Raw genomic sequence first — 12,829 nt, 5'->3', positions numbered from 1 at the left:
CAAGGGAGAGCGAGGCAAAAAAGCCGCTCCCCAAGAGAGCCCGACAGTGACCCCGGCTCCGGTCGAATTGCAAAGCCCGGGTCAAGATCAGCCGCTGCAGCCGGAGCCGGCTCACGCGGAGAGCCCGAAGGTGGATCAGCCGGCTGTCGACGAACCAGTCGGTGCCCTCGCTGCGTCGCCCGAGCCGGAGCCGACCCCGGCCCCCTCGCCGGCCGAGCCCGCGCCCGCCGAGGCCCCGTCGATTCAGCCCGCACCAGTCGAGCCTGCACCAGTCGAGTCCGCGGCGGAGCCCGCGCCGGTGAGTCTGCAGACCATCGCTAACGCCTATCGCGACTACACAAGGAAATCGATCGAGGAGTTCGGGTCGTTTGTCGAGCAGCTCAGCGGCGTTCGCTCGCTCGACAAGGCGATGACGGTTCAAACCGAATTTGTGAAGCGGGCCTACGAAACCTCGGTCGCCGAGTCACAGAAGATCTGCGATCTCCACAACAGGCTTGCGCGGCAGACGCTCGACCCGTTCAAGGGGCTGACCGGCAAGGCGCCGCCGACGCACGGCAAGTCCTGAGGTTCACGCGAAACGGCGTGATGCAGACGAGTACAAGCAAAAGGCTCCGGTCTTCCGGAGCCTTTTTCGTGGGATCACGCCTATGAGCCGGCGCCCTGGCAAACTGGCCAATCGGGGCTGACTTGGCTAACATGCACTAGCTCCCCTCCCCCTCATTTCCGACGAGCTGTCCCGTGAGCAAGCCCTCGAAATCGACCGCAAAAAACGGCGGCAACATCTATATCGGCATCGGCGGCTGGACCTTCGAACCGTGGCGCGGGGTGTTTTATCCGGAGAAGCTCGCGCAGGCCAAGGAGCTGTCTTATGCCGCATCGAAACTGACCTCGATCGAGATCAACGGTACCTATTACGGCTCGCAGAAGCCGGAGAGTTTTCGCAAATGGGCGCGTGAGGTGCCGGATGGCTTCGTGTTCTCGTTAAAGGGACCGCGCTTCGCGACCAATCGGCGTGTGCTGGCTGAAGCCGGCGATTCCGTAAAGCGCTTCTACGATTCCGGCGTACTGGAGCTCGGCGACCGGCTCGGTCCGGTGCTCTGGCAGTTCGCACCGACCAAAAAGTTCGACGAGGCCGATTTCGGCAAGTTCCTCGAACTCTTGCCGCGCACACTCGACGGCCGCGCGCTGCGTCACGTGGTCGAGGTACGGCATGACAGTTTCGGCGTGCCGGAGTTCATCGCATTGCTGCGCAAGTTCGAGACGCCGGTCGTGTTCGCCGAGCACGGCAAATATCCGGCGATCGCCGATGTCGTCAGCGACTTCGTCTATGCGCGGCTGCAGAAGGGCAATGACGAGCTCAAGACCTGCTATCCGCCAAAACAGCTCGACGCCTGGGCCAAACGGTTTCAGGCATGGGCCGCCGGCGGCGAGCCCGATGATCTGCCGCGCGTCGATGCCGCCAAGCCAAAAAAAGCGCCGCGCGACGTCTTTGCCTATGTAATCCACGAGGGCAAAATCCGCGCGCCGGCGGGCGCGATGGAGCTGATCGAGCGCGTGAAGTAATCCGGCTTCAATCCAGCTTGATGCCGGCCTCGCGGATCAGTTTTGTCCAGGTCTCGTATTCGGAGGCGACGAAGGCGTCGAGCTTGTCGTCCGGCAAGTCCCACGCCTCCCCGCCGCTCCTCTCAAAGCGCTCCTTGAGTTCAGGCAGCGAGGCGCGGATTTCCCGGCGCAGTTTTGCGATTGTCTCCGGCGGGGTTTTGGCAGGCGCGAATATTCCGAGCCAGGAATCGACATCGAGGCCGGATACGCCGGCTTCCGACATCGTCGGCACATCAGACGCAAGCGGGCTGCGCTTCGACGACAGCAGCGCGACGCCTCTCGCCTGTCCCGACTGAACGTAAGGCAGCCCCGCCGCAATCGAATCGAAAAACAGGTCGATGCGGCCCGCGAGCAGATCGGTGAAGGCCGGCGGCGAACCCTTGTAGGGCACTTCGAGGAATTTCACGCCCGCGGCCTTCATGAACGCGGCTGCCACCAGTTGCTGGCCGGTGCCGACGCCGGCCGTCGCAACCGAAATCGAGCCCGGCTTGGCCTTGGCGGCGGCGACGATGTCCTGCAGGCTGGCTTGCGGCAGATCCTTGCGGCCGACCATCACGTAGCCGAACTTGTAGATCAGGGCGACCGGCACGAAATCCTTGCGCGGATCGTAGCCGAGCTTCGAATACAGCGCCGAATTGAAGGCCATGTTGGAGAGGCCGCCGACCACCAGCGTATAGCCATCCGGCTCGCTCTGGCTGGCCGCCTGGGTGCCGACGACAGTGCCTGCGCCGGGCTTGTTCTCGACGACAAAGGCCTGCCCCATCCGCTTCGACAGCGCATCCGCAAGCTGCCGCCCGACCAGGTCGTAACTGCCGCCGGGACCGATCGGGACGATGATCTTCACCGGACGGTCCGGATAGCCGGTCTGGGCATGCGCTGCGGCAATGCCGCCAACGAAGAGCGCGGCTAGCCATGCGAGTGAGCGACCAATGCGGTTCATGCCATTTCCCCCAGATACGGCCTTCGACAGGCTCTTTTGCGGAACTATGCGACATGCCGCCGTCGGCGGCAATGCGAATGTGGAAATTGATCGAGCGGTGCCGTAGCCTTGTGCGAACAACATCCGGACGGTTCTCGATGGTCCGCAAGACCAAACGCCTCTTCACCATCGGTTATGAGCAGACACCGGCGATGGCGGTGCTCGATGAGTTACAGGCCGCCGGCGTCAAGCTGTTGGTTGACGTGCGCGCCGTCGCCGCCTCGCGGCGGCCCGGCTTCTCCAAGAATCAGCTCGCGGCCGGTCTCGATGAGCGCGGCATTTCCTATCTGCACCTCAAGGGCCTCGGGACGCCGAAGAGCGGCCGCGAGGCGGCGCGCAGCGGCAAGTTCGGCATGCTGCACAAGATCTATTCGGCGCATCTGAGGACGGTTCAGGCGAAGGAGCAACTCGATGAGTTGTCGGCGCTGGTGAACAAGTCCGGTCCAGTCTGCATTCTCTGTTATGAGCGTGATCACACCCATTGCCACCGGCAATGGATCGCGGAGATCATTGAGGACCGCGACGGCGTGAAGGTGGAGAATCTGGTAGCGCCGCAGGTGTGACCGTCATTGCGAGGAGCGAAGCGACGAAGCAATCCATTCTCTCGTTGTACGGCGGCATGGATTGCTTCGCTTCGCTCGCAATGACGGGGAGACGCCATCGCGTCTCACCCCTTGCCATCCAGCCGGAACGTTCCCTCCATCATCTTCACGCAACTGCCGCCGACGTGAATGGAGGCCACCGCGCCATTCTGCTTGCGAACGCGCGTCAGCAAGAGGCTCGGCCGCCCCATGTCGACGCCTTGGCCGATCTTCAATCTCAGTTCGCCGCCTTTGATATCGTCGAGATCGGCAAGCAGCGCCGCGGCGGCCGCCGTTGCGCTGCCCGTGGCCGGGTCCTCCGACAGCCCGCTGGCGCCGGGATGAAACATCCGCGCCTGCAGCTCGCACGGCCTTTCGCCTTCCGGTACGTCGCGGGTATAGAAGTAGACGGCGTCGCTGCCGTCACATGGGAAGGTTTTTGCGAACGCGGCAGCATCGGGCCTGGCCCGCCGCAGCGCCTCGCGCGAGGCAACTTCGACGGCCAGGAACGACAGCCCGACCGAGATGACCTGCGGCGGGTGCCGGTCGGTTCTCACATCGCTCGCAGATAATGAAAGCAGCGCTGCCGCCTGCTCGGCGCCGAGATGCGACATCTGCTTCAGTGGCTGCGGCGCCGTGAATTCGGTGCTGACGACCCTGCCCCGCTCGGTCACGATCTCGACCGGCACGAGCCCGGCCTTTTCCTCGAACAACAGCCGCGCCGGTGGTTTTTCCGCCAGCGTCGCCAACACGAAGGCGGTGCCGACATTGGGATGGCCGGCAAAGGGTATCTCCCGGTTCACGGTGAAGATGCGCACCTGCGCATCGTGGGCGGCATCGGCCGGCGGCAGCACGAAGGTCGTTTCCGAATAATTGAACTCGGTGGCGACCGCCTGCATCTGTTCGCTCGACAGCCCGCCGGCATCGAGCACCACGGCGAGCGGGTTGCCGCCGAAGGCGCGATCGGTGAAAACGTCCACAGTGATATAACGCCGCTGCATTTCGATACTCTCCTATCCTAGCCGCCACACGGCCATCGGCCGTTCATAACCCCTGACCTCGACCTCGCCGAGCGAGACGGCGTCGCCGCAGGCTTCGCCGAGCGCGTCGCGAACCGCTTCCGAGATCAGGAACTGCGAATTGAAATCCTTGTTGAGCGCCTCTAACCGCGAGGCGAAGTTCACGGTGTCGCCGATCACGGTGTATTCCTTGCGCCGCGGTGAGCCGATATTGCCGGCGACCACCTCGCCGAGGTGAATGCCGATACCGATGCGCAGCGGCCAACTCGTCCCTTCGTTGAGCCGCTCATTGGCTTCCAGCATCTCACGCGCCGCGGCGACCGCCCGGTGCGCCGGGTCCGGCGCTTGCAGCGGCGCGCCGAACAGCGCCAGGAATCCATCGCCCAGAAATTTGTTCACGATGCCGCCGTGGCGGTCGAGGATGTCGACCAGCACGGCAAAGGCGCCGTCGAGCCGGTCCACCACTTCCTGCGGCGTGCGCGTGCGCGCGCCTGCGGTGAAGCTGCGGAAATCGACGAACATGACGGCGACGCGGCGGATGTCGCTGTCCGTTTTCGCGCCCTCGGCCATCAGGCGCTCGACCACCTGCGGCGAGACATGCTGGCCGAACAGGTTGGTGATGCGATCGCGCGCGGTTGCCGCCTTGATGCTCGCCTCGAACTGCCGCCGCAACTGGTGGCCGACCGCACCGGCGAGCACGCCGCAGATCAGGACGATCAGGCTGCGCGCGGCGTGATAGTAAATGCTGGGCTCAGCCTCCACGCCGGTCGGCGGCTGGTAGAACATCGCCATGCAGAACAACTGCACGGCGGCGACCGTGCCCGTGAAAGTGGAGAGCCAGAAATCCAGCCGCAGCGTGGAGAGGATGATGAAGATGAAATAGGTCATCGGCGTCACGAAGCCGAGTGCGGCCACCGACCCCATGCTGTTGATGTGCAGCGCCAGCGCGACCGTCGGCATCGAGGTCTCGATCAGCGCACCGATATAGCGCCGGACTACGGGAAGATCGCGGCCCTGCTGCATGTGGCGGGTGATCTGGCCATGCACCCACAATTCGAACAGGATGAACGGCAAGATGATCGAATAGAGATATTCCGGCTTCAGGTTGCCGTGCCAGACGCGGCTCACGGCCTCGGGTGCGAAGAAGTAGACCGTCCCGAGAATGACGGCGAGCAGCGCGGTTGTTGCGATCAGCGCCTTGATCCGCAGCAGCTCGGTCTTCATCACTTCCTGCATCAACGCGCGCTGGAAGTCAGCCGATACTCCTGTGTCTTGGTCCTTTGTCTTCTTGCCCCAGAACTCGAGCATTATGGCCCCTTGTCATTCCGGGGCACGCGCAAGCGTGAAGCCGGAATCTCGAGATTCCGGGTTCGCCTCTTCGAGGCGCCCCGGAATGACTGCAAAATATATAACCTCAATCGAGCGTGCGACGGAAGCGCGTCACGGCGATCGTCATCGCCACCAGCATCAGTGCAATGAGTGCAATCGTGTCGTACTGCAGGTTGGAAGGAGCGGCGCCTTTCAGCATGATGGCGCGGACGATGCGGATGTAGTGGGTCAGCGGCAGCACCTCGCCGAGATACTGCGCCCAGACCGGCATGCCGGCGAACGGAAACATGAATCCGGACAGGAGGATGCTGGGCAGGAAGAACATCATCGACATCTGCATTGCCTGCAACTGGTTCTGCACGATGGTGGAGAAGGTATAGCCGATTGACAGGTTGGTGGTGATGAACAGCGTCGTCAGAACAGCCAGCAGCACCACGCTGCCGAGGATCGGCACCCCGAACAGCAGGACGCCGATGCTGACGATCAGCGAGGCCTGGATGAAGCCGACGATCACGTACGGAATGATCTTGCCGAACATCACCTCCACCGGCTTGATCGGCATCGACAGCAGGCTCTCCATGGTGCCGCGTTCGATTTCGCGCGTCACCGACAACGCGGTGAAGATCAGCATGGTCATGGTCAGGATGGTGCCGACGAGGCCGGGCACGATGTTAAGCCGCGATTCCGCGGCCGGGTTGTAGCGGGCATGCGCCCTGATCTCGAACGGGAGCTGCGGCGGATCGCCGATGTGAAGGTCATGTGCGAGCGCGGTCTGCACTACAGCGCCGAGCGCGCCGAGCGCAGAGCCGGCCGCAACCGGATCGGTCGCATCCGCCGCGACAAGCAGCGCCGGGCGGTCGCCGCGCCGCACCGCACGCTCGAACCCGCGCGGGATCTCGACCCCGAACAGAACCTTGCCGGATTGCAGGAGATCGTCGAACTCGGCGACGCTGTGCACTTCGCGGGTGAAGCGGAAGTAGCGGGTGTTCTCCAGCGCCTTCAGCACCGAGCGCGCCAGGTCGCTGTCCTCTTGGATCAATACCGCCGTCGGCAGATGGCGCGGCGTGGTGTTTATGGCATAGCCGAACAGCAGCAGTTGCATGACCGGGATCATCACGATCATCGCGAACGAGACGCGGTCGCGGCGGAGCTGGATGAATTCCTTGACCAGCATCGCATAGCTGCGCCGCCAGAAGCCGAAGGGGCGCTCGCTGGCGCCGCGATCTTGGTTGGTCATCTCGGTTGCACTCATTGGAAATTGTCCTTTGAGCGGTTCATGAGATCGATGAACACGTCTTCCAGCGACGGCTCGCTGTCCTCCCAGCGCCATCCCCTCGTATTGCGATAGGGCGCGATGGTCGCCTCGAGCGCGGACTTGTCGCGCCCCGAGACGTGCAGGCTGGTGCCGAACGGCGCCACCATGTCGATGCCGGGCTTGCCGGTGAGTTCGGCCGCAAGCCCGTTGAGGTCGTCGCCGGAGACCGTGTAGGTCGACAGCGCCGATTTCGCGATCACCTCGTCCACCGTGCCGTGGGCCAGAAGATGGCCATAGGCGATATAGGCGATCTCGTGACAGCGCTCGGCCTCGTCCATGTAATGGGTGGAGACCAGCACCGTCAGCCCTTCGGCGGCGAGCGCGTGGATCTCGTTCCAGAAGTCGCGCCGCGCCTTGGGATCGACGCCGGCGGTCGGCTCGTCCAGCAGCAGCAATTGCGGATTGGGCAGCGTGCAGGCGCCGAGCGCCAGCCGCTGCTTCCAGCCGCCGGAAAGCTCGCCGGCGAGTTGCTCTTCGCGGCCGTTCAGGCCAATACGCTGGATCATGTCGCGTGCCGCGCCTCGCGCGTCGCGCAGGCCGTAGAGCCGGGCAACGAATTCGAGGTTCTCGCGCACCGAGAGATCCTGATACAGGCTGAAGCGCTGCGTCATGTAGCCGACCTGGCGCTTGATCTTGTCGGCGTCGCGGCGGATGTCGTAGCCGAGGCAAGTCCCCTCGCCGGCATCGGGCGTCAATAGCCCACACAGCATGCGGATGGTGGTGGTCTTGCCGGAGCCGTTGGGCCCAAGGAATCCATAGATCGAGCCGCGCTTCACCTGCATCGAGAGGTCATGCACGACCTCGCGGCCGCCGAACGATTTTGACAGGCCCTCGACATTGATCGCGATGTCGGACGCAGATGCCGGCGTTAAACTCATCGCTTGTCCGCCACTGGTGTTCGGGGATGGAGAAACACGCTGATCGGCTGGCCGACGCGCAAGACGTCGGGCCGGCTCGGCCGCGCCTGGATCAGGTAAACCAGCTTGTTGCGCTCATCGAGGCTGTAGATAACCGGCGGGGTGTATTCCGCCGTCGTAGCGATGAAGTAGATTTTCGCGGTGAGATCGGGCGCGCAATTGTCGCAGGTGACCTTCACCTCGTCGCCGATCGCAAGCTTCGGCAATTCCGTCTCCGGCACGAAGAAGCGGATCTTCATGTTGCCGGGCGGCATGATTGACAACACCGGCCGCTGCGCCGGCACCATCTCGCCTTCGCGGAAATAGATCTGCTGAATGGTGCCGCCGACCGGCGCAAAGCCGCTGCGCCGCGCCAGCCGGGTCTGCGAGGTGTTGACGCGGGCTTCTGCCACGCGCAACGCCGAGGTCGCGGAATCGAGGTTGGCCTGCGTGCCGGAGCCGGTCTTGCTTAGCGACGCCGCGCGATCAAAAGTCTGCTGCGCGTTGGCGAGCGTGGCCTTGTTCTGATTGAGGTCGGCCTGCTGCAAGTCGTCGTCGACCGTATAGAGCAGCATTCCGGGCTTCACCTCGTCGCCCTCGCGCACGTTGAGCTTGGTGACGCGGCCGGTCTCGTCGGGGCTGACAAAGATCATGTCGGCCTCAACCCAGCCCTGAAAGCCGGGATCCTTGCGCTCGTTGCAACCCGCGAGCACGGCGGCGAGCGCCAGCGCGGCCAGGACCGTTATCGTTCGCGACGAAGTCATGTCGTTCTCCGTTCGCCAAAAATCAGATCGAGATGCACCCGAAACATTTCGAGGGCGTCCAGTGGCGCGTGTTTGCTGAAAAGGCTCTGCCAGATCACGGCGATCAGCGCGGGCGCCACCACGATCTGCGGAAACTGCGCAAGGTTCTTCTGCCGGATCTCGCCGCGCGCGATGCCGAGTTCGATCAGGGCGCGCATGCCGGCCAGCCCGCGCGACACCACTTCGCGATAATAGAAGTCGGCCACTTCAGGAAATCGCGGCCCCTCGGCCACGATCAGCCGCACGAGGTCGCCGCGCGGCGTGTTCGCCACCTCCTCGATGAAGGTCTTGGCAAAGCCCTCCACCATGTCGCGCACCGATGCTCCGGGCTGCGGCGGCGTCGCCCACAGGCGGGTCACCAGCGGCACGATCGCGGTCCGGATCAATTCCTCGAACATCGATTCCTTGTCCTTGAAGTGCAGGTAGATCGTTCCCTTGGCGACGCCGGCGCGCTTGGCGATGTCGTCGAGCCGCGTCGCCGCAAATCCGCGCGCGATGAACTCGTCCATCGCCGCCTCGATGATGGCCCCGCGCCGCTCGGCGGCGCGCTCGGCGCGGTTGGAGGCCGACTTGGGCGACGGGCTCGATCCCGCCGCCGATGCCCTCGCCCCCGTCCGGCGATTGGCCGGTTCGGGAGCGGATTTCCGGGCGCTTTTGGTGGCTTCCTTTGTCATGATCCATTTATGACTGACTGGTCAGTCATTGTCAATGTCGAATGGAAAGCGGCTTCTCACATGGGCGTGACCGACGTCGCGAAACCGCGCCTCGCGCTTCCGGCGTGGAGGATTTTTGCGCGACTCCCTCGGCGCGTCCTACCCCACACATGCGGGGGTATCCGGTACGCCGCGGCTTGTCCGTTCAATCACTGCTGCCTCTGGAATACTTTGCCGAAACAGTGGTGGCCTCGTGGTTCGATCGGCGATGCAAGCATCGTCCGAGGACGCGCGGCGTTGCCGCGCTCCTCACCATGAGGGTCTCAGACCTCATCCTGAGGAGGCGCGAAAGCGCCGTCTCGAAGGATGCAGGCCTCGCTCTCTCCACATCATTGCGAGCCAACGGGTCGCGCGAATGCGCGCCCGATGACAGGCTCCGCGAAGCAATCCATCGCGCCGCTTGCGGAGATATGGATTGCTTCGTCGCATTCGCTCCTCGCAATGACGGTGGATACAGTTTCGCATTCTCGCGGCGCTAAGCGCCCGAGGTTTGCTGAAATCCTTTCCCTCAAACAGAGGGAGCGGGGAATGCCGGGTGCTTGCTGCACCCGCGGTCTCGTGTGCAATGTATGCATAAGAATGCGCACACGAGCATACAGGTACAGCCGGAGCACTCCGGCATTCCCTGCGCAATGGGTTGACGGCTTATGCCGCGCTCTCCCCGGAGACGAATTCGTCTTGCCTCCGTCGCTGCCGGCTTGATGGCTAAATCGATCCGGTTGGATCAAATTCGCCACCGGCAGCTTGGCACCAGCCACGGGTGTCAGGACCACACGGTTTTGCCGTACGCATCAGCGCCGTACGTCCTGCGCGACGTGAGCCACTCACAGGATAGACCTGCCCTGCAGCCACTCTTCGCGCCGACGCCTCGCGTCCACCGCATCCCGCCTCGCGTTCGTGACGATCGCGATACGCCCCTCTTGTCGAGCCGGGACAGCACGGAAATAGCCACTGATTTGGGGTGCAAGGGAAGCGGAATATATTTGCGCGGGAGACTGGACGGCCCAAATCAGATTGAATCTGTTCGACAAATTAGATTTTTCGCGCAGCGTGATAGTCCGCGCCGATGTCCCTGCCCGCGGCTTCGGATTTGCACGAGCGCGCCGATGACGGCTGCTGGTGGACAGCAGGTAGCCCGCACGAGCCAACGGGTCGCGCGAATGCGCGCCTGATGACAGGCTCAGCGAGATGCGGGCCTAGACCCGGATGTCGCTTCGCTCATCCGGACTACACCTCATAATTACGCATCTCAGCCCTTGCGCATTTTGCCGAGCAGGAAGTTATCGTAATAGTTTTCCGCGATCTGCGTGTAGAACAGCACTTCCTTCATGTACGCGTCGTGGCTCTCTTTTGTCTTCTTGAAGAGCGCGCTCTTTTCGGCGATCTCGTTCAGATGATCTTGGGTCGCTTTGTAGCAGGCTTCCATGACCGGTTGCGGGAATGCGCGCAGCTCGGCCCCACCCGCGACCAGCCGCTTCAGGGCGGCCGGATTGACGCTGTCGTATTTTTCGATCATCCACGCGCCCGCCGCCGAGCCGGCCTGGTTCAGGATCGCCTGGTATTGCTTGGAAAGCGCATTCCACTTCTCTTCGTTCACGATCATGTGCAGCATGGCGCCGCCTTCCCACCAGCCGGGGAAGTAGTAGTACTTCGCCACCTTGTAGAAGCCGAGCTTCTCGTCGTCATAAGGACCGACGAACTCCGCGGCATCGATCGATCCCTTCTCGAGCGCCGAATAGACCTCACCGCCCGCGATCTGCTGCGGCACGATGCCGAGCTTTGCGAGCACGTGGCCGCCCATGCCGGCGATGCGGAACTTGAGGCCTTTGAGATCGTCGGCCGTCTTGATCTCCTTGCGGAACCAGCCGCCCATTTGCGTGCCGGAGTTGCCGCACAGAATCGCATGCGCCTTGAAAGGCTTCAGCGCCTCGTTGCAGAGATCGGCGCCGCCGCCGAAGCTCCACCAGGAATGCTGATGGCGATGGTTCATGCCGAAGGGCGCGCCTGTCGCGTAAGTCAACGCCGGCTCCTTGCCGATGTAGAAATAGAGCGGCGTCTGCGCCATCTCCACGGTCGCGGAGCTCACGGCATCGAGCGCCTGCAGGCCGGGCACGATCTCGCCGGCCGCAAACGTCTGGATCTGAAACTTGTTGTCGGTGGCGTCAGCCACGTATTTCGCAAAGGTCTGCGCCGTGCCGAAGATGGTATCGAGCGATTTTGGAAAGCTCGAGGTCAGGCGCCACTTGATCTCGGGTGCACCTTGCGCGATCGCAGGTGCCGCAACCAGCGTCGTCGCGCCGACCACGGCGCCGCCCTTGAGGAATGTACGGCGTTTCATGATGTCCTTGCTCCCAAAAATGAAAGTCGATTGGCGTGGAGGCAAAGCGCCTTCCGCGTCCATTTGACATCATCATAACGGACTTCGAGGCATGCGTGGAAGCACAACCTCACCGTGATCAGGCGGATTGTCGCTTGAAACCGCCTCAATCGTATCAGCATTATTTGCCCCAGGGGTGCCGTATCCAGAGCGCCCTCTCTTGGGAGGATACCGATGAAAGCATTCACATTGGGTGCGGTGATCACGCTTGCGTTTTCCACCGCCGCCTACGCGCAGGCACCAACCTGGACCGTTCCGGCGGAAAGCCAACGCTGTCCGTCGAAATGGGGCGCGGCCGACGAGCGCGGTTCGGCCAATCACCAGAAGCCCGCGGCCGTGATGAACGCCGCCAAATTGATCAAGACCGGCGAGGTGATCGAGCTCGCACACGTGCTCGGCCCCAGCATGGCGTTCTTCGGAACGCGGCGCTTCGACATGCACACCAAGCGCACGTTCATGAACCAGTTCTCCAACATGCGCGGCTCAAATGAAGAGATCATCATCACCGAGCTCGGCCAGGTCGGCACTCAGTTCGACGGCTTTGCGCACCAGACCCATCTCAATAGCTGGTACAATTGCCAGAAGGTCGACGAGAACGCCGACCGCACCGGCTTCAAGAAGTTCGGTATCCATAATGTGGGCACGCTGTTCACGCGCGGTGTCCTGATCGACGTCGCAGGCTTCAAGGGCGTCGAGATGCTGGGCGACAATTATGAAATCACGGTGGAAGATCTGGAGGGCGCCCTGAAGAAGCAAAACCTGACGCTGCAGCCCGGTGACGCCGTGATCATTCACACCGGCTGGGGCAAGCTCTACGGCAAGGACAACCCGCGCTACGTGAAATCCTGCCCGGGCATCGGCGTGCCGGCCGCGCTCTGGCTTGCCGCAAAGGACCCGATGCTGCTCGGCGCCGACAACTGGCCGGTCGAGGTCGCGCCCAACCCCGATAAGCAGTTGTCGCTTCCGGTGCACCAGATCGCGCTCGTGGTGAACGGCATCCATCTCCTGGAGAACCTCAAGCTTGATGAACTCGCGCAAAAGGGCGTCGGAGAATTCGCCTTCGTGATGCAGCCGCTCAAGATTCAGGGCGGCTCGGGCTCGACGGTGTCGCCGATCGCGGTGCGGTAGCGGCGGCGTTTCGATCTCCGCGAATGTGATTGCGGAGATCACAAGCTCGATGTGTCCACAAACTCGTCATGCCCGGGCTTGTCCCGG

12 protein-coding genes are annotated in these 12,829 nt (G+C 63.1%); 4 read left to right on the top strand and 8 right to left on the bottom strand.

Features of this window, described 5'->3' with window-relative positions; genetic code table 11:
• Together CP49_RS47660 and CP49_RS22745 are read left to right on the top strand one after the other, a co-directional pair.
• Positions 1-565: phasin family protein (locus CP49_RS47660; protein WP_245310819.1), on the top strand; the 565-nt coding region annotated here is incomplete at its 5' end.
• Between the two features lie 173 nt (positions 566-738).
• On the top strand, positions 739-1,563 hold the full coding sequence (locus CP49_RS22745; RefSeq protein WP_057852425.1) for a DUF72 domain-containing protein: 825 nt from the start codon (positions 739-741) through the stop codon (positions 1,561-1,563).
• A gap of 7 nt (positions 1,564-1,570) precedes the next feature.
• On the opposite strand, the gene CP49_RS22740 is transcribed toward CP49_RS22745, so the two are convergent.
• Complete coding sequence (locus tag CP49_RS22740; RefSeq protein ID WP_057852424.1) at positions 1,571-2,542, bottom strand: Bug family tripartite tricarboxylate transporter substrate binding protein; 972 nt, start codon at positions 2,540-2,542, stop codon at positions 1,571-1,573.
• Positions 2,543-2,679: 137 nt separating this feature from the next.
• Here CP49_RS22740 and CP49_RS22735 point away from each other — a divergent pair, with 137 nt between their 5' ends.
• Positions 2,680-3,144, top strand: a complete 465-nt coding sequence (locus CP49_RS22735) for a DUF488 domain-containing protein (protein ID WP_057852423.1) — start codon at positions 2,680-2,682, stop codon at positions 3,142-3,144.
• Positions 3,145-3,248: 104 nt separating this feature from the next.
• Here the strand turns inward: CP49_RS22735 and CP49_RS22730 are convergent, their stop codons facing one another.
• From CP49_RS22730 to CP49_RS22700, 7 genes are all read right to left on the bottom strand, one after another.
• Positions 3,249-4,163 carry a PhzF family phenazine biosynthesis protein gene (locus CP49_RS22730; RefSeq protein WP_057852422.1) on the bottom strand — a complete coding sequence of 305 codons (915 nt, stop codon included), beginning with the start codon at positions 4,161-4,163 and terminating at the stop codon, positions 3,249-3,251.
• A 12-nt stretch (positions 4,164-4,175) separates the two neighbouring features.
• Entirely contained in the window at positions 4,176-5,489 is a 1,314-nt protein-coding gene (locus tag CP49_RS22725) for an adenylate/guanylate cyclase domain-containing protein (protein WP_057852421.1), read from the bottom strand.
• A gap of 106 nt (positions 5,490-5,595) precedes the next feature.
• Positions 5,596-6,762 carry an ABC transporter permease gene (locus CP49_RS22720; RefSeq protein WP_057852420.1) on the bottom strand — a complete coding sequence of 389 codons (1,167 nt, stop codon included), beginning with the start codon at positions 6,760-6,762 and terminating at the stop codon, positions 5,596-5,598.
• The gene (locus CP49_RS22715; protein ID WP_057852419.1) at positions 6,759-7,703 is read right to left on the bottom strand and encodes an ABC transporter ATP-binding protein; all 945 of its coding nucleotides are present in this window, start codon (positions 7,701-7,703) and stop codon (positions 6,759-6,761) included. The genes CP49_RS22720 and CP49_RS22715 overlap by 4 nt, the downstream gene beginning before the upstream one ends.
• On the bottom strand, positions 7,700-8,485 hold the full coding sequence (locus CP49_RS22710; protein ID WP_057852418.1) for an HlyD family secretion protein: 786 nt from the start codon (positions 8,483-8,485) through the stop codon (positions 7,700-7,702). Before CP49_RS22710 ends, CP49_RS22715 begins: the two co-directional genes overlap by 4 nt.
• A complete protein-coding gene (locus CP49_RS22705) occupies positions 8,482-9,198 on the bottom strand; it encodes a TetR/AcrR family transcriptional regulator (RefSeq protein ID WP_057852417.1) in 717 nt (238 codons plus the stop codon). Before CP49_RS22705 ends, CP49_RS22710 begins: the two co-directional genes overlap by 4 nt.
• A gap of 1,288 nt (positions 9,199-10,486) precedes the next feature.
• Positions 10,487-11,575, bottom strand: coding sequence for a TRAP transporter substrate-binding protein (locus CP49_RS22700; RefSeq protein ID WP_057852497.1), 1,089 nt, complete (start codon positions 11,573-11,575; stop codon positions 10,487-10,489).
• 213 nt (positions 11,576-11,788) lie between these two features.
• On the opposite strand from CP49_RS22700, the gene CP49_RS22695 reads away from it, so the two are divergent.
• Positions 11,789-12,742, top strand: coding sequence for a cyclase family protein (locus CP49_RS22695; RefSeq protein WP_057852416.1), 954 nt, complete (start codon positions 11,789-11,791; stop codon positions 12,740-12,742).
• The last annotated feature ends 87 nt before the right edge of the window (positions 12,743-12,829 follow it).

This window comes from Bradyrhizobium valentinum (assembly GCF_001440405.1).
In the GTDB taxonomy this organism is placed as follows: Bacteria; Pseudomonadota; Alphaproteobacteria; order Rhizobiales; family Xanthobacteraceae; genus Bradyrhizobium; species Bradyrhizobium valentinum.
Note: the sequence above shows the minus strand (reverse complement) of the source record. Positions and strands in the feature narration are given on the sequence as shown.